General features: G+C 44.5%; 16 protein-coding genes. All 16 read left to right on the forward strand.

Annotated features, from left to right (window positions below; all coding sequences use genetic code 11):
• Nucleotide 1 precedes the first annotated feature (1 nt).
• The 16 genes from ACZ5Q0_RS10480 (at nt 2) to ACZ5Q0_RS10555 (ending at nt 18,146) form a co-directional block, all read left to right on the forward strand.
• Nucleotides 2-1,603 carry a prepilin-type N-terminal cleavage/methylation domain-containing protein gene (locus ACZ5Q0_RS10480; protein WP_446818033.1) on the forward strand — a complete coding sequence of 534 codons (1,602 nt, stop codon included), beginning with the start codon at nt 2-4 and terminating at the stop codon, nt 1,601-1,603.
• Nucleotides 1,604-1,937: 334 nt separating this feature from the next.
• Nucleotides 1,938-2,381, forward strand: a complete 444-nt coding sequence (locus ACZ5Q0_RS10485) for a type IV pilus modification PilV family protein (protein WP_446818032.1) — start codon at nt 1,938-1,940, stop codon at nt 2,379-2,381.
• Nucleotides 2,378-2,830 (forward strand): PulJ/GspJ family protein, encoded by a 453-nt coding sequence (locus ACZ5Q0_RS10490; protein WP_464827137.1) that lies wholly within the window; start codon nt 2,378-2,380, stop codon nt 2,828-2,830. The genes ACZ5Q0_RS10485 and ACZ5Q0_RS10490 overlap by 4 nt, the downstream gene beginning before the upstream one ends.
• An 83-nt stretch (nt 2,831-2,913) precedes the next feature.
• The gene (locus ACZ5Q0_RS10495) at nt 2,914-3,390 is read left to right on the forward strand and encodes a hypothetical protein (protein ID WP_464827138.1); all 477 of its coding nucleotides are present in this window, start codon (nt 2,914-2,916) and stop codon (nt 3,388-3,390) included.
• A gap of 125 nt (nt 3,391-3,515) precedes the next feature.
• Nucleotides 3,516-4,508, forward strand: a complete 993-nt coding sequence (gene pilM / locus ACZ5Q0_RS10500; protein WP_446818029.1) for a type IV pilus biogenesis protein PilM — start codon at nt 3,516-3,518, stop codon at nt 4,506-4,508.
• Nucleotides 4,508-5,059 (forward strand): PilN domain-containing protein, encoded by a 552-nt coding sequence (locus tag ACZ5Q0_RS10505; RefSeq protein WP_446818028.1) that lies wholly within the window; start codon nt 4,508-4,510, stop codon nt 5,057-5,059. Before pilM ends, ACZ5Q0_RS10505 begins: the two co-directional genes overlap by 1 nt.
• Nucleotides 5,056-5,793 carry a hypothetical protein gene (locus ACZ5Q0_RS10510; RefSeq protein WP_447182524.1) on the forward strand — a complete coding sequence of 246 codons (738 nt, stop codon included), beginning with the start codon at nt 5,056-5,058 and terminating at the stop codon, nt 5,791-5,793. The genes ACZ5Q0_RS10505 and ACZ5Q0_RS10510 overlap by 4 nt, the downstream gene beginning before the upstream one ends.
• A gap of 368 nt (nt 5,794-6,161) precedes the next feature.
• A complete protein-coding gene (locus ACZ5Q0_RS10515) occupies nt 6,162-8,099 on the forward strand; it encodes an aldehyde ferredoxin oxidoreductase family protein (protein WP_446818026.1) in 1,938 nt (645 codons plus the stop codon).
• Between the two features lie 665 nt (nt 8,100-8,764).
• Nucleotides 8,765-9,874 (forward strand): BMP family ABC transporter substrate-binding protein, encoded by a 1,110-nt coding sequence (locus tag ACZ5Q0_RS10520; protein ID WP_446820769.1) that lies wholly within the window; start codon nt 8,765-8,767, stop codon nt 9,872-9,874.
• 57 nt (nt 9,875-9,931) lie between these two features.
• Entirely contained in the window at nt 9,932-11,461 is a 1,530-nt protein-coding gene (locus tag ACZ5Q0_RS10525) for an ABC transporter ATP-binding protein (RefSeq protein ID WP_446818025.1), read from the forward strand.
• A complete protein-coding gene (locus tag ACZ5Q0_RS10530; protein ID WP_446818024.1) occupies nt 11,454-12,527 on the forward strand; it encodes an ABC transporter permease in 1,074 nt (357 codons plus the stop codon). Before ACZ5Q0_RS10525 ends, ACZ5Q0_RS10530 begins: the two co-directional genes overlap by 8 nt.
• Complete coding sequence (locus ACZ5Q0_RS10535) at nt 12,518-13,447, forward strand: ABC transporter permease (RefSeq protein ID WP_446818023.1); 930 nt, start codon at nt 12,518-12,520, stop codon at nt 13,445-13,447. Before ACZ5Q0_RS10530 ends, ACZ5Q0_RS10535 begins: the two co-directional genes overlap by 10 nt.
• A gap of 216 nt (nt 13,448-13,663) precedes the next feature.
• On the forward strand, nt 13,664-15,091 hold the full coding sequence (locus tag ACZ5Q0_RS10540; RefSeq protein ID WP_446818021.1) for a TldD/PmbA family protein: 1,428 nt from the start codon (nt 13,664-13,666) through the stop codon (nt 15,089-15,091).
• Between the two features lie 7 nt (nt 15,092-15,098).
• A complete protein-coding gene (locus tag ACZ5Q0_RS10545) occupies nt 15,099-16,439 on the forward strand; it encodes a TldD/PmbA family protein (RefSeq protein ID WP_447182525.1) in 1,341 nt (446 codons plus the stop codon).
• 12 nt (nt 16,440-16,451) lie between these two features.
• The gene (gene aroQ, locus ACZ5Q0_RS10550; protein WP_446818019.1) at nt 16,452-16,898 is read left to right on the forward strand and encodes a type II 3-dehydroquinate dehydratase; all 447 of its coding nucleotides are present in this window, start codon (nt 16,452-16,454) and stop codon (nt 16,896-16,898) included.
• 171 nt (nt 16,899-17,069) lie between these two features.
• Nucleotides 17,070-18,146, forward strand: a complete 1,077-nt coding sequence (locus tag ACZ5Q0_RS10555) for a M24 family metallopeptidase (protein ID WP_464827139.1) — start codon at nt 17,070-17,072, stop codon at nt 18,144-18,146.
• Nucleotides 18,147-18,149 lie beyond the last annotated feature (3 nt).

The raw sequence follows: 18,149 nt of genomic DNA on the forward strand, positions 1-18,149 counted from the left end.
CATGGGGGAAGAACCCTGGTTAAAATCTAAAGGATTTACATTAATTGAAACTATCCTGGTTCTATCAATAATAGGGATAGTTATTGTAACAGGATTTTCCATCTATTCTCTGGGTAATACGGCTTATCATTCCGGGCAGGTTCGTTCCCATGTGCAGTATGAGGTGCAAATGGTTAGTGATTATGTTACCCGGCAGCTACGTTATGCTAGTGAGATCTATATCATGGATACTGATGAGGTACCGGATGTTGATGCAATTACGGAAGAAGATGATAATTACATATTCCTAATCCCTTCAGGTCAGGGTAGCAGCGTAGTTCACCGTATGAAAAAAGGTGATCATATAATCGGTGATGCTGTTAATAAAGGGATCGATTTTGGGCTGCAGTTTCAAAGTAAACAGGCAGGTAAAGTTATCTGGCTAAAGGTAGGGGGGATTTGTAAAAGCCAGGGATATAACCTGGATACGGAAGTGTTTGCGGCTAACCTGCCGGAAGCAAAAAGAGTAAGTGGGGAAGCTGGGACAGCCATAAGGTATAAGTTATATAACCCGGATTTTGCCAGCCAAGATAAAATTTACGCCCGGGTGGTTGATGAAACCATTACCATGATCAGCCCGGAAAACAGGCGGGTAAGTTCTGGAGATGACTCGTGGATAATCGCGGTTGATAAAGACCTTTCTAGCAGATTTAGTATAGATGATTTAGTGGTTGAAAATCTTCCCCAAGGTTTATCAGCTAGTATAAAGGCTATTACCCCTAACTCTTTTAAAATAACAGTAGCCGGGATAGCTGATAAGTCTATCAATAATATAGTGGATGTTTCGGTAATTATAAAGAATACGGCCATGGAGAATCCTAATTTACAGGCTTCTGATCCCCTAATCCTGAAAATATATCCGGGCTTATCACCTTCTCATCCAGGTTCTTACCTGATTAGTTCGCCCACTTCTTTTACAGTGACTAATAACAGTTATATCCAGGGTGATGTAGTGATAAATGAAAATAAAGTACAAATAGCCAACAATAGTGTATGGAATGGCATTATATATGTAGATGGAGATTTAGAAATTGAAAACCATGCTCAAATTGGCTCTCCGGATCACCCCAGTATAATATTTGTGAAAGGAAATGTTCACATTGCTAATAATGCCATGGTATATGCCAATATCTATTATGAAGGTAACCTAACCATGGATAATAACGCCTATATAATAGGGGAACAGGTCAATACTGAAGTAAATATTCCACCAGTTAGTATACCGGCCCTGGAGTCGGAGGAATGGTATAGGGATAAGGGTTATACTATTGTTAACAGTTTGCATTACGAACTACAGCATGGGGGTAAGTATTATTTTAAAGTACCTTGTCATATTCCCAATGACTCCCAATTGTATGATATTACTATTGCCAGTACCAGCAGTATTGTCATAGGTAACAATTGTAATATTTCCGGGATACTATTTGCTCCTGATGGGGAGGTTCATATAGAAAACAATTCCCGGTTTAGTGGATCCATTACTGCCCAGAAAACGGAAGCTGATAAGGCTATGCTAAGCTATAGAAAGTATCATGAGTATCCATATGAAACTTCTGATCTCTGAAGTGAATTCAGGAATTCAGTTTTACATAGCTCATCGCTTCCTTTTTCGATATCTCCTGACTTGAAATTGAATTCAGGAATTCGGCCGGCTAAGAAGTTAGCCGGCTGTTTTTTCGCAGGTATAAATGCATAGTTTTTTAAAAAAAGTTTATTATCACATAAATTTATAAATGGTGATAAACGGCCTTAAATGGTTATATAACCATCCTAAATAAGTACACGTGTCGGTTTTAATACAATTATCTACAATCTTAGATATTGACGGTAGGTGAAAATGGTTAGATTATATAGGAAAAAGATACATAATATAGAGATATGTTAAGGACTGGCTAAATATGAGGAAAAGCCTAATTAAAGTAGCTGACGGTGCCAATGGTCAGGAGAGAAGCTGCTGTTGCGGTCCTGGATATAGGAGCAAGGGATTTACTCTTATGGAAGTACTGGTGGCTCTGTGTATCTTATCGGTAATTTGCGTTATATTAGGGCCGCTGCTTTCAACTGGTCTGGTGTGGATCGATGGGGCTGGACAGGAGAGCCGGGCTGCTTTTCTGGCTTTTAGCCTATTAGAGGCAGTGCGTGCTAATCCGCCTCAGGTAAAGGGTTTTTTACAATTAGAAGCTGAAGAGCTAGGTGTAAAAATCGAGGAGGGATGGGAGGCTAAGGTTTACCTACTTCCCTGTGATGATTTAAACAGGCTGCTGAAGGTAAGAGCAGAAGTCAAATATGATTCGGTCAGTAAGGAAAAGGTGGTAATACATACCATGATAAGACAAAAGTGAAGCGGTTTTTTTCTATTTTGCAAGATGAGCAGGGATATCTGCTTTTAGAGGAAACCATAGCGCTGGCTTTAATATCTATAGTACTGTGTACGGCAGCAGGTTTTCTGCAGGTGGTTTTATCAGTTTACCAAATAGGGGCTGAAAGTGTAGAGGGCCAGTATTTTACCCGGTCTACGTTACAGTGGATACAAGATGATTTAAGTCAAGCCCAACAGATTAGAGTAGGAGATAATGGGGAACGGCTGTATTTAGTGCGTATGGATGGACAAGCGGTTGAGTATTACTGTCACCGGGGGCAGTTATACCGTCATGCTAATAGTACCCTGCCAATTACCGAAGGAATTGAAGCCATAGGATTTACCCTAAACAGTCAGAATTATGTAACAATTGAAGTTCGGGCTGCGGGGGGAAAAGCCTTTTGTGTAGCAGGGGGATGTAGCATATGGTAGCGAGCCGGATATTATGGAGGGCAATATGAATAAGAATTCTGGCGGGGGATAACCAGGAAGGAAGTAGTTTAATATTCATTCTTATGGTTTATCTTCTGGCTACGGTAGTGGCAATAAATTGGCTGGAGATGGCTTTTTTGGAAAAAAGGATGTCCACCAACGCAGTGCTTATATTACAGGCCCAGCAAGCCAGCCGGGCCGGTGTGGAATGGGCCATGGAAAATCTGTATAAAACTTTGCTTGCCTGCAGTGATAAAGAAGAACTTCCGTTACGGGCCATGACTGGAACTGGCCCGATTCATCTTACTACTGGTACTGAGGGGAGTGCTTTTTTTATTCTTTATCCCGGAATAGAATTAGCTAACCGACAAAATGAAAGCTGTATATATAGTTTTACCAGTCTGGGGAGGGCTGGCCGGGCCAGTTATGAGCTAACCATCCAGGTTAAATTTGATTTTGTAGAACATTTTCACCTGGTAAATGGCCTAAGGGTATTTAACTCTCGTGAATATATAGGTAATGGTGAGATTATTTACTGTTCTAGTCCCCAGTCTATTTAGTCCGGTATATACTACATCTGGGACTAAAGTTATAATATACTAGGTGGCATTATCAACAAAATGATGTTCTGGATATTAAAATTTTATGGTCATTCACCGCAATACTGATAGGGGAGTAATAGATTTTGTTCAGTCATGTACTAAGAACCGGCCTGGATATAGGCAGCCAAAAAATAAAACTGGTTTACATTAAGAAATATAAAAATAGGTTTAAGATCATTACATATGGTAGTGAAAACACCCCCCGGGGGGCGGTAGAATCTGGTACTATTATTGATCCTGAAACTGTAGGTGGTATTTTGGCCGAATTGGTCCAGGACCTGCGCTTAAAGGGTAAAAGGGTGGTTTCGGCTGTATCGGGACCCCAGGTTTATACACGTAGTGTAATAATGCCTACAATGAAATTAACTGATCTCAAAGAAGCGGTTCGCTATGAGGCTACCACTTTTCTTCCCATTCCTGTAGAAGACGCAGTGATGGATATATTTCCTCTTCGCTATTTCCAGGATGAAGAGGGGTCCAAAGTGGAACTTTTTTTTGTAGCCGTTCGTCGCCAGCAGGTCCAGCATTTACAGGTGGTTTGTGATATAGCAGGACTAAAACTGGCCGCAGTAGAAATTGAACCTCTGGCTATTAATCGGGTTGTATCTGAGGTGGATGATAATGGGGTATGTGCGGTATTAAATATGGGAGCCGCCCGCTCCTATTTATCAGTATTCCGGGATCAAGTGCCGGTATATAATCGCTATCTTTCTTTTGGAAGTTCGGCTTTTATTAATGAGAATAATCATTCCGGTAATGGCTTAGATGATATCGTTATAGGCAGCCAGGATCATCATGAGTATCTAGTCAGGGATGTTATTGCGGAGCTTAGCCGTTCTATAGAGTATTATTCCATGCAGTACCCGGAAGGCTTATCAGGTATTTACATATGCGGTGGTGGTTCCCGCATGTCGAGAATTGATAAGGCTATTAGCAGTGGACTGGGGATACCGGTAAATATTGCTGATATCCTGTCCCGGTGTATTGGGCCGGTTCTCGGTAATGATAAAGAGATACGCAACCTGCGCCATGATTATCCGGTGGCCTTAGGTCTGGCTCTGCGGGGGGGGAAATAATGTCTAACTCCCGTGGGATTATGATTAATCTAATAGAAAAGGATCAGGCGAAAGAGACAAGAAGACTAGGGGTAGCCGTAATTGTAACCCTTCTGCTATTTGTGCTGGCGGGGATGGGCTTTATCTACAGGTATGAGCAGATTAAACTAAATACAGAGACCAACCGTTACCAGGAGTTGATGGCCCGGCAGAAATCTAACCAGACAACTGTAGACTCCCTGCAAGACCTGCGGGAGTTTCGCCAGGAGTCAAACCGCAAAAGAAAGCTGGTGCTCCAGGTAGAAAATGTTAAAACTTCTCATTTGCATGTATTGGCAGAGGTTGAAAAAGCTATTCCGGCCGGGGTCGTTCTGGTGGGAGTTGATATACAGGAGCAGCGGGGACTACTGCATGGCACAGCCCCTAATTATACAATGGTAGCATCTTTTTTATCCGGCCTAAGGGAGAGTGTCTTGTTTAAGGACCTAGAAGTGGTGTCCTCCTCATTGAATGAAGAAAGCCAGCAGGTTAATTTTAGTATTGAAGCAGATTGGGGGGAAAACCACCCGTGAAACTATCCAGGCGTGAAGTAATTCTATTGGTAGCACTGTTGCTATGTGGTTTAGTATATGCATTTGTTAACTATTATTTTCGTCCGGTACAGGCCCAGATTTCGGCTTTACAAAGAGAAAATCAAAAATTGGAGTCGTCAGTTGATGTATTAAAAACTCAGGTAGATACCGGACAGAGTCTGGAAAAAGAAAAAGGAAAAATGGAAGAAGAATACCGCCGATTAGCGGCAAAAGTACCTGAAGAGGCATATATACCTGAAGTTATAGCTTTTATGGAATCCGGTGCAGCTGATGCCCGGGTAGTTCTTTTATCTATAGACTATCGCGGAGGCGAAAAGGAGAAAGCGGCTGCCGATCAATTGAGGTTAGATGTCAGCACTAAAACACCTGCTCAGATTAAGCCGGAGGATTCCCCATCCTTTTCGGCAGTTGAGTTTCAACTAACTGCCCGGGGCAGTTATCCGGCCCTGGTAGCATTTATGATGAAGATAGAAAATGCAAAGCGGCTATTAAATATAAAAAACAGTAAAATCAGCCTTACTAAGTGTCAGGTGGTAGTTAATGATCTCCTGGCAGAAGCCGAGGATCAATCTCCTCAAACCGTAGAGGTGGAAGAATTGCAACTGCATCTTACTGTAACTGCCTATTATGATCCTGATTCAAAAGCTGGAATTAATGGGGTTAACCAACGGGTACCTGCGGAAACTGGACGTCCCAACCCTTTTGAATATTAGCACTGTCAGGAAAGCAGGGGAAACCAGAAACTTTGCGTGGGTATAATAAATTTGACGAAGTATTGCTCCACCAGGGAAACCGGGGGAAGCTAGAAACCGCAGAACCGTCAGACTATGTGCCCTTTAATCTACCGCATTTAAATATATTGCCATGTATATATACCATTATGGTCTGTTTAATAGGATGAAATTAGTTGATTTTTATACAAATCGGCCCTACTTTCCCCACAGCCTGGCGTACCCCTATTTCAGCCCTTACTTCGGATTAATATTTGCCCAGGTGTCAAATCGTCTATTTCTGTTATAATAAAAACGGTCTGCCTTAAGTTAAAAGGCGGAAGGAAACAGGAAGAAGGGATGAGCAGTTAATGTTTGGATGGATGGGAACAGTACTGCGGGTGGATTTGACTGCAGGAAAGGTAACCAGGGAAAAGTTAGATGAGTCACTGGCCCGGGATTATATAGGCGGTAGAGGGTTTAATTCCCGGGTGCTGTATGATGAAATAAAGCCGGGGATAGATCCCCTGGGGCAGGAAAATGTTATTTGTTTTGCTCCTGGGCCATTTACTGGTAGCGGCTTGACTTCCAGCAGCCGGGTAGAAGTAAGTACTTTGTCACCATATAGCTATATTCTGGGGGATGGCAATGCCGGTGGTAATTTTGCTACTTATTTAAAAAGGGCGGGATATGACCAGATCATTGTTACCGGAAAAGCTAGTTCACCAGTTTATCTGTGGATTGATAATGAGGAGATCCAGTTATGTGAGGCTGGACCGATATGGGGACTAAATACCTGGGAAGCGACTGATTACCTGCAGGAGAGGTATGGTAGTGATATTAGTGTGGCTGCCATAGGCCAGGCCGGAGAAAACCTGGTACGTTACGCTTCAACGATTTTTGATAAATATAACTCGGCTGCCCGGGGAAGTGGTGCAGTAATGGGATCTAAAAATCTAAAGGCCATTGTGGTACGGGGTAACCAGAAGGTAGCGGTTGCCAGGCCTGAGGAATTCAAGGATCTTGCCCGGGAGGATCGGGACTTCTTTTTAAATGATGATTTTCAACGTGAGGTAGCGGCTGTATACGGTTCCCATATTGGCATGGGCCGCTGGTTTCCAGGTTTGCGCTATTTTGAAAAATACTTATCAGAAGAAGAGATTCCACACAAACTTACTCCCGAGGCTATGAAAGAATTCGAAGTTAAGCGTACTGCCTGCTATGGCTGTGTGGTGCCCTGTAAAGATGTCTTTCGCATTCCAGAGGGTGAGTATGCGGGTGAGATTGGTAAAGCGCTGGAACATGAGTGTATTTTTTGTCTAGGTACCAATTGTGGTATCACTGAGCCAGTTCCTATTCTGGTAATGGAGAACCTGGCCGATAAATATGGCATGTGTGTAGTAGCTCTGGGTAATGCAGTTGCCTTTGCTAAATTCTTGTATAACCAGGGTATTATTACTGATCAGGATACGGGAGGACTCTCCTTAGAATGGGAAGATGCCACCAGCCAGATCCAGTTGCTTCACCAGGTAGCTTTTCGGCAGGGATTTGGCAACATAGTAGCTGAAGGGATGTACAGCATGGCTAAAATTCTTGGTCGAGGGGCCATGGATTACTGTTACCATGTTAAGGGAGATAGCCGGGGTCCGCATCCGGCCGGTATTTTTGGGTTGGCTCATGCTACCTCCACCCGGGGAGCGGATCACTTGCGGGGACGTAGTTGGGCTTTTGGAGAAAATGATCCGAAGATATGGCCCCAATTGGTTGAAAAAGGGTATATACCGGTGGATGATCCGGTAGCTACGCTGGCTGTTTCTGAACGGGCTACTACCCTTACTGATATGATAGGGCGCTGTAAAGGAGCAGTTAATAACTGGGCTAGTGCGGTTCCGCTGGTGCATAAATATCCTCTGTTTGAGGGAGTAGCTCGCCTGCTAACGGCTGCTACCGGTCAGGAATTTAACGAAGAGACAGTTGCTCAAGCAGCTGACCGGGTATATTTACTGGAAATGGCCTTTAATGCCCGCCAGGGAATTAGCCGGAAACATGACCGCCTGCCTTTAAAACCGGAGATAATTAACAGCGAAACCGGACAGGAGGAGTTACGTAAGCATGATGAGATGTTAAATGCGTATTATTCCATCCGCGGATGTAATCCGGATACTGGAATTCCCTCCGGTGAACAGCTGCAGAAGTTGGGCTTAGACTTTGCGGCCCGGGAGCTTTCTGAACCAGAATTTCAAAAAGAGTGGGACGGGCCTCCCTTATGGCCATTGGAAAACTATCCCCGGGGGGAGAAAAGAGCCTGAAGATATAGATAAAGCCGGGGCAAGTCCCCGGCTTTATTAAATAGATCGACATTTCTTCTTATTAGGTCAGGTTGTGGTTACATATTGACGGGCGTTGCTAATCTTAAGAGAATGCCCGAATAGTATTTGCTGAGTTCCAATAACTATAGGCTGGTCCGGTGTCTCCGGCTGTATGCCCTTTTTATCATACCAGACCGTTATGCCATTAATATTCACATTGGTAAAGTATTTTTTTTCACCCGGAGAAGGTTCACCCAATCGAACGACTGGTACGCGGCTGGTTACCTGCCGCGAAGGGCATCAACCGCCACCTGAACGGTAGGTCTCCAGAAATACCCGTACATGATTGCCTTTACGGTTGATGTAGTTGTGAGCCGTTTCGCTAATATCAAACATAGTGGTCACCTACCTTTAATAGTTCTGTTTAAATGCATTGTAATATACTATGGGGGGGGTATGGCAAGGGGCGATTTTATTTATTCATTTAGGTTATTGAACATATTACCTACTTTATTATTGTTTTTCGATAAGAATTTATGGTATTTATAGTGTTATAAAGAAGGATTTTGGGCTCGTATGTCGAATACGAACACTTTGGATTTAATTTTAAGGTGAGTCCAAAACATAGGTAAAAATTAAACTGGGGAGGTTTTTAAACCATGAAAATGAGGAAGCTGGGTATGCTGGCCCTGGTCTTTGTTTTCCTGACCGTATTTGTAGCTGGATGCGGTGGACAGGCAAACGAGGACGGTAAAGATGCTGGTGGAGCTAACGATGAAAAAATTAAAGTAGGTTTTATCTACATCGGGGCTCCTGGTGATGCAGGATGGACTTTTTCTCATGATCAGGGTCGTAAATACCTGGAAGAGCAAATTCCTGAGGTAGAAACAGTTTTTCTGGAGTATGTTCCTGAAGGCAGCGATGCGGAAAGAAGTATTGAGCAATTAGCCCAGGAAGGCTGTAAGATTATTGTGGCGAACAGTTTTGGATATGGCGATCCTATTTTAGAAGTTGCCAAGCGTTATCCGGATATTACCTTCCTGCATTGTTCCGGATTAACTGAAGCCGACAATGTATCTACCTATTTTGGCCGTATGTATCAGGCGCGCTATTTAAGCGGTATGATTGCAGGTGCTATGACTAAGAATAATACCATCGGTTATGCGGCTGCTTATCCAATTCCTGAAGTTATCCGCGGAATTAATGCTTTTACACTAGGTGCCAAAGCCGTTAATCCTGATGTAAAGGTAAAAGTGGTATGGTCTATGACCTGGGTAGATGCAACCAAGGAAAAGGAAGCCGCCAAGAGTCTGATCGAGGACGGATGTGATCTGTTGGCTCAACATGCGGATACCCCTGCAGTGCAGCAGGCGGCCGAAGAAGCTGGAATTCTCTCTATTGGCTATAATAGCGATATGAAAAGCTTTGCTCCTAAGGCTCATCTGACTTCCCCGGTTTGGAATTGGGGCCCTTATTATGTACGTGCTGTTAAGGGCGTAATGGACGGAACCTGGAAGAGCGAGAAGTATTGGGGTGGACTGGAAGATGGAATCATTGGATTAGCCCCTATTTCCGATAAAGTATCTGAAGAGATTAAAAAAGCTGTCAATGAAAAGCAAGAAGAAATAAAGAGCGGTAAATGGGACGTATTTACCGGACCGATTTACGCGCAGGATGGCACCCTTAAGGTTCCTGAGGGTAAGAAGCTTACTGATGAGGAAATGTTGAGCATGAACTGGTTTGTTTCCGGAGTAGAGGGAACCATCAGCCAGTAAGCAATAGTGATACTTTAAAGGCGGCATTACGCCGCCTTTTCAGTTGGAGGGAGCATATTGAAGCGGGTTCCTGTTATCGAAATGGTTGGAATAGGGAAGAGTTTTCCCGGTGTTAGAGCAAATCACGATATTAGCTTTCGGGTATATCCAGGCGAGATCCATGCCCTGTTAGGTGAAAATGGAGCTGGTAAATCAACTCTGATGAGTATTTTAGCCGGCCTGTACCGGCCCGATTCCGGGTATATTAAGGTGAAAGGTAAAACGGTAAATTTCCGTTCGCCCCGTCATGCCTTGAGTGCTGGGATCGGCATGATTTATCAGCATTTACGTTTGGTTAATAACCTTACGGTGGCTGAAAATATTATATTGGGAGCCAGTCAATCTCCATTTTTGTTAAAGCCTGATTATATTGAAAAGGAGACCCGAGAACTATCGGCCCGGTTTGGACTTAATGTTAACCCGTCGGCCCGTATTAGCTATTTGTCCCTGGGAGAGCAGCAACGGGTAGAGATACTAAAAATGCTTTACCGGGGCTGTGATGTATTAATTATGGATGAACCGACTACTGTACTGACTCCTCAGGAGGTAAAAGAACTATTTAATACCCTGCGTTTCATGGCAGAAGAGGGTAAAGCGGTGGTTTTAATCACCCATAAACTCCATGAAGTGATGGAAATTGCCGATTATGTTACCGTACTCCGTAGAGGGGAAGTAGTAGGCAGTGATCATATTGAAAATTTGGATGAGGTTACCCTGACTCGTATGATGGTAGCCCGTGAAGTAGTGTACCAGGAAGTTAAACGGGGAACTTCCCCAGGGGAGAATATTCTGGAGGTATCAGGACTTAGAGTTCTAGGTGATCAGGGGCATATCGCCTTAAAAGATGTAGATCTTAATATCCGTCAGGGAGAGATTCTGGCTATTGCCGGAGTAGCTGGTAATGGTCAACGGGAACTGGTGGAGGCTTTGTCGGGATTGCGTCCGGTAGAGCAGGGAGAAATAAGGCTGGATGGGAAAAATATCAGCCATTTAAGTATTCGCCGGCGACTCAAGATGGGTTTGCATATGATCCCTGAGGATCGTATGGGGATGGGCCTGGTGCCTAATCTTAATGTTATGGATAACACCATTTTGAGAAATTACCTGGAAGATGAATTTAGACGAGGGCCGTTTATAAATTATCGTAAGGTGAATGCGTACAGCCGTGATCTAGTAGAGAGATATAATGTATTTCTTGCCGATGTGCGTCACCCAATTAATTATCTTTCCGGCGGTAACCTGCAGAAGTTATTGCTGGGTCGGGAAATTGACCAGAATCCCCGGGTTTTAATTGCTTCCTATCCGGTCCGAGGTCTTGATGTAGCTGCTGCTGAAACGGTTTACCGGATCTTTTTACAGGAGAGGGAAAAAGGAACCGGGATATTGCTGGTTTTAGAAGATTTAGATGATATCTTCCGCCTGGCTGACCGGGTGGGGGTAATGTATGATGGTGAAATTAAAGCAGTTCTCAATGTGGCAACTGCTGACATAGATCAAATCGGGGCCTTGATGTTAGGTGCCCAAAAAGCGGAGGGGGAACATGTATAAAATAAGATTAGTACGTCGTCAGCATGATTCCCTGTCGGCTAAAGTTATGGTTCCGGTGCTCTCGGTGTTATTAGCATTGGCTTTCGGCTGGGTATTTCTGGCTCTGTCCGGGTTGGATGCCGGGGAAACTTATTTCCGTATGTTTAAAGGGGCTTTTGGCAGCAGTTATGCTATATCAGAAACTATAGTTAAGGCTATACCCCTTATGTTAGCCGGCCTGGCAGTATCACTTGCTTTTCGCATGAAACTATGGAATATCGGAGCGGAGGGGCAGCTTTATATGGGAGCCTTTGCCGCTAGTGGAGTAGCCTTGGCCTTAGGGGATCTTAGTAGTCCTCTATTACTAGGTTTAATGTTACTGGCTGGTTTTATTGGTGGAGCTTTGTGGGGATTCATTCCGGGAGTTTTACGTGCCTATTGGCAGGTAAATGAAACTATTACTAGTCTGATGTTAAACTATGTGGCCATATCCTGGGTCAATTATCTGGTTTTTGGACCCTGGAAAGATCCGCAGAGTATGGGATTCCCTTTGACCCCCCGTTTTACACCTGCGGCTTATTTACCCACGCTGGGCCATAGTCGTGTCCACATGGGACTAGTTCTGGCTATAATCATAGCCCTGCTTTTTTATCTAGTATTGCAGTATACTCGCTGGGGCTATGAGTTAAAAGTTTCGGGAGAAAGTCAGGCTGCTGCCCGCTATGCAGGAATGAATGTAGCCCGTAATATAGTTATGGTTATGTTAATCAGTGGAGGTATTGCCGGAATTACTGGTATGATCGAAGTATCAGGAATAACTCACCGATTACAACAAGGTTTTTCCCCTGGGTATGGATATACCGGAATCATTGTAGCGTGGCTGGCTCGATTGAATCCTTTTGCCATAATACTGGTAGCTTTTCTCTTTGGAGCCCTCTTGGTGGGAGGATTTGGAGTACAAACTTTTGGAATTCCATTTTCCACAGTACAAATACTCCAGGGTGCCGTGCTTTTTTTCCTCCTGGCAGGAGAGATATTTATGAAATACCGTTTGGCTGTGGTAAAGGAGGATGAGACATGGAAATAGGCTCACTAGTTCCTCTGCTGGCTGCGGCTATTGTTGCTGGTACCCCTATATTGTTTGCTGCACTGGGAGAGGTTATGGCGGAAAGATCAGGTATCCTTAATCTAGGGGTTGAAGGTATGATGTTGGTGGGGGCGGTAATGGGTTTTATCTTTACCAATAATACCGGAAATCACTGGTATGGAATTATGGCTGCCATGATAGGTGGTGGCTGTATGGCTTTGATTCATGCCTTTATTACGGTTACCTTGCGTGGCAATCAGGTGGTAAGTGGTTTGGCCCTGACTATTTTTGGTACTGGTTTAAGTGGCTTTCTGGGCAAAAGTTATCAGGGAATGCCGACTGTGGATCCCTTTGCCCATTTTTCAATTCCCCTGTTAGATAAGATTCCAGTAATCGGGCCTATATTTTTCCAGCAGGATGTGCTGGTATATATAAGTTTTCTAACTGCTATTTTCCTGTGGTATATACTTTATCGTACCAGCTGGGGATTGGCTATTCGCTCAGTGGGCGAAAATCCGGCAGCAGCAGATGCCGTAGGTATAAGTGTTTCCCGGGTGCGCTATCTATGTACGATTACTGGTGGTATTTTAGCTGGATTAGGAGGGGCTTATCTATCTCTGGCTTATGCTCCTTCCTGGCAGGAAAATATGACGGCTGGTCGGGGATGGATCGCAGTAGCTCTAGTTATTTTTGCTCTGTGGAATCCCCTGCGGGCTATTGTAGGCTCATATCTGTTCGGTGGGGTAGAAGCTTTAACTTTCCGTATGCAGACTGCCGGTATACAGATATCTTCTTTTTTCTTGGCTATGCTCCCTTACCTGCTTACTATCCTGGTACTAGTGCTGGTAACTATTCGCCTTCGTCAGGAGGCCGGAGCTCCTTCCGCCTTAGGGGTGGCCTATGACCGGGAAGAAAGGTGACGGGCGTATTTTTTCCTTTATTATGTAAACAATAACAGGGGCAGAAAGTTTTCTTACCTGTACGGCATAAAACGAAAATGAGTGTAGATGGGGAAAACCTAATTGATTATAAACTAGGGCCGGGTACCACCTGTACCAAAGTAAATGTTCCCTGAAATATTACCGCCGGTCTTGAAGGTTAAGTTTTAATACAATGGTTAAGCCGGGAGGTTGTTTATGTTAGATAAAGATCTGCTATCCATGGTTCTAAGTGAAGCCCTTAAAAGGGGCGGAGATTTTGCGGAAATATATGTAGAAGAAAAACAGTCCAGCAGTATTTATTGTGAAGATAATCGTATTGAAAGGGTGCACAGCGGGAGGGAAAAAGGTGCTGGTATCAGGGTAGTTACCCGAGGGAATACCGCTTATGTTTACACTAATGATTTGTCGGAACCCGGGCTGCTTAAAGCAGCCGCAGTAGCTAATCATGCTGCTCGTTCCAACCATACTGGTACTGCGCCTACTATTGCATTATCGGTCAAACCGGCTGCCTACCAATTAAATTTTAAACGCCTGCCGCAGGATGTTTCTTTTGAAGAAAAAATTGAACAGGTAATGGCGGCTAATCAATCCGCCCGCCAGGTAAGCAAGGAAATTCGTCAGGTTACTGTAGGCGGGGGCGATAACCATAAGCGGATATTGATAGCTAACAGTGCTGGTGAGCTGGTTGAGGACGAAAGAGTGCGGGTACGACTCATTGTAAATGCAGTAGCGGCCCGGGACAATCTGGTGCAAACCGGGTATGAATCAGCCGGTGGTGTTATGGGTTGGGAAATACTTGATCAGGTTTCTTTTGCGGATATGGCCCGACGAGCGGCGGAATTAGCGGTGAAGATGCTGGATGCCCGGCCTGCTCCGGTAGGAAAGATGCCGGTGGTGATGTCATGTGAAGCAGGTGGCACCATGATTCATGAGGCTTGTGGTCATGGTTTGGAAGCTGATCTCGTGCAAAAGGGGCTATCGGTATATCGCAATAAAATGGGTAGCCTGGTAGCCAGTGAAAAAGTAAGTGTTATCGATGATGCTACCCTGACCGGGAAATATGGCACTCTTTGCTTTGATGACGAGGGAATCAGCGGGCAGCGTACGGTTTTAATTGATCATGGTAAGCTGGTAAGTTATATGTATGATCGGCTTACCGCTTTACATGATGGGGTTAATTCCACTGGTAACGGCCGGCGTGAATCTTATCAACATAAACCTATTCCCCGTATGACTAATACCTTTATTGCTCCTGGACCAGATGATGCGGAAGAAATGATTAAATCAATGCCCCGAGGTTTACTGGTTAAAAAAATGGGTGGTGGTCAGGTTAATACAACTAACGGGGATTTTGTTTTTGAAGTTCAGGAAGGTTATTTAATTGAAAATGGTATAATTAAGTTCCCGGTACGGGGGGCCACCCTGACTGGTAATGGACCCCAGGTTTTAGCAAATATCGACCGGGTTGGTCATGACCTGGGATTTAGTATAGGAACTTGTGGTAAGGATGGGCAGGGGGTTCCGGTGGCAGATGCCCAGCCTACCATTCGTATAAAAGAATTAACCGTTGGAGGGATTATGTCCGGGGATGAAACTAGCCTTCCACAGATTAAAAGGAGGTAGGCATAGAATGAAAACCTATCTCGAGAAGATTGGACAACAGGCTATTGATGAAGCTGGCCGCCACGCGGTGGAGGCAGAAGTGTATCTCCTGCACAGCCGTGAGCTGAGTATTGAAGTTATTGATGGGCAGGTAGAGACCCTTAAAGAGGCTGAAGAAATAGGACTAGGGATGCGGGTATTTAAAGGAGGGCAGGTAGGTTTTGCCTTTAGTAGTGACCTTTCGGAAACGGCAGTGCGGGGAATTGTAGATGATGCGGTACGTATATCCGCTTTTACCGAAGCTGATGCTTACAATATTCTGCCGGAGGGGCCCTTAAAATATCCAGATATGGAGATATATGATCCGGTTATTAATACTAGCCAGCTGGAAGACAAAATTGAACTAGCCCGCCAGGTGGAAAGATCGGCTCGGGCTGTTGATAAGCGCATAACTATAGTGGAAAGAGCCGGGTATGAAGATGGTGAATATACTACCCTGGTTTTAAATACCCGTGGGGTAAATGCTTTAGGCAGCAGTAATTTCTGCGGGTCATATATTTTTGTGGTGGCCGAAGATAAAAACGAAGCCCAGACCGGTTTTTCTGTAATGGGCAGCAAACATCTGGCTGATCTGGACCCGAATTTTATCGGTGAGGAAGCTGCCTACAGGGCCTTGCGTAGCCTAAATGCCCGTACTATTCCTTCCGGTCATTTTCCCTGTGTAATGGAACCATATGTAGTTACCCGTTTCATGGGGTTAATAGCTCAGATGGTTGATGCAGAAGCAGTTCAGAAAGGACGATCCCTGTTGGCAGGTAAGATAGGAGAACAGGTAGCTTCGCCGGCAGTCTCCATTGTAGATGATGCCACCTTCCCCAACGGGATGGGCAGTTTTCCCTTTGACGGTGAAGGGGTACCGGCCCGAAAGACTGATGTGATCGAAAAGGGAACTCTTAAAACCTTTCTTTATGACTACTATAATGCGCTGAAAGCTGGAGTAGATCCAACCGGCAACGGGCAGCGGGGCTCGTTTCGTAGTTTGCCCGGTGTAGGTACCACTAATTTCATATTACTCCCGGGTACAGAAGGTAGTGAAGCAATAATTGCTGGTGTAAAACAAGGATTCTACATTACAGAAGTCATGGGGATGCATACTGCTAATCCTATTTCCGGTGATTTTTCGGTGGGAGCAGCCGGGATAATGATAGAAAACGGCGACCTTACCTATCCCGTGCGGGGGGTAACTATAGCCGGAAACTTGCGGGAATTGCTCCAGGATGTAGAATTAGTAGGAAATGATCTTCGCTTTTATGGGGGAAAGGCTGCCCCTACTATTCGTATCAAAAATCTTAGTATCAGTGGAGATTAGGAGTAAAATATAATGTTGGGGATATTAGTTATTCATGGACCAAATTTGAATATGCTGGGCCAGCGGGAACCGGAAATTTATGGGCACCAGACCCTGGATGATATCAACCGGGAACTGGTGGAGATAGCCGCCCGTCAGGGGATTAGGCTGGACTGCTTTCAGTCTAATCATGAGGGGCAAATTATTGATTATATCCACTCTGCTATTGGTAAGTATGGGGTAATTATTATTAATGCCGGGGCTTTGACCCATTATAGTATTGCCGTGGCTGATGCTCTCAGAACGGTTGACTTGCCAATTATTGAAGTACACCTGTCCAATATATTTCGCCGGGAGGAGTTTCGCCACCAATCTTTAATTTCACCGGTGGCGGTAGGAGGAATTTTTGGTTTAGGGAGTATGGGATATCACCTGGCTGTAGAAGCAGCAGTTTACATCTTAAAAAAGCAGGTTCATTGATACTCTTTAAGAGGCTTAAGATGCCAAATTATTTAGGTATATACAGCCGGGTAGGATTTAAAAGCTTAGTGTAACAGCAACGGTGGAGGTATGGAATGTTTCGCCTGTAAAACTATTTTCTTTACTCTATATTATGCGAAAAAGTCTTATGGGCCGGTTTACCTGTGTAAGATGAGGGTGATAACTATTAAAGATAGAGTTAATCGTTTGCGTAAACTAATGGAAAAGAATGACCTGGAGGCTATGATAATCACCAAGGCTGAAAATATCCGTTATCTTTCCGGATTCAGCGGTGGGGAAGATGGGCGCTTGTTGATTACCGGTAATACTGGTTACCTTTTTACTGATTCCCGCTATACTGAGCAGGCGGGGAGAGAGGCTCCGGAATGGACTTTAGTAGAGATCATTCCTCCCGGAGTGGATTACATAAAGGAAGCGGCTGCAGGATGCAAGAGAATAGGATTTGAAAGCCACCATATTACCTGGGAAGTTTATCAGGAATGGGCTAGAGAACTTCCTGATCGTCTGGCCCCTGTCAATGGTATGGTAGAGCAATTACGGGTAAAAAAAGATAATCAGGAACTGGAATATTTAAGAGAAAGTGCCCGTATCAGTGATCAGGTTTTTGATCAGATAGTTGACTACATAAAGCCAGGTTTAAGTGAGGGGCAGGTAGCTAATCGTATAGGATATCTTTTACGGGAGCAGGGCTGTGAAGGGGAGGCTTTTGATACTATCGCCGTAGCTGGGTCTAATGCTGCTCTTCCTCATGGAAGACCGGGTGATCGGGTAATCCGGGTTGGTGATATGGTTACTTTGGATTTTGGCGGTTTTTTCCAGGGTTATGCCGGGGATATGACCAGAACAATAGTGATGGGGAAAGCAGACCAGGATTTACGTGCCCGGTATCAGGCCGTATTGGAAGCACAACAGCTGGGAGTTTCATTAGTCAGGGCCGGGATGCCCTGTGTTGATATTGATAAGCAGGTAAGAAAGGCTTTGCAAAAATTCCGGCTGGATGTATATTTTAAACATGGAACTGGGCATGGGCTGGGATTGGAAATACACGAACAGCCTAATGTGTCTCCGCGTAGTACAACCACACTGGAGACTAACATGGTTATAACCATTGAGCCAGGGATTTATATACCTGGTTGGGGAGGAATACGCATCGAGGATAGCGTAATTGTAAAGGAGAGGGGATATGAAATAATCACCCACTCCGATAAAAATCTACTTTTACTATAACGG

The organism is Syntrophomonas erecta subsp. sporosyntropha (genome assembly GCF_055395365.1).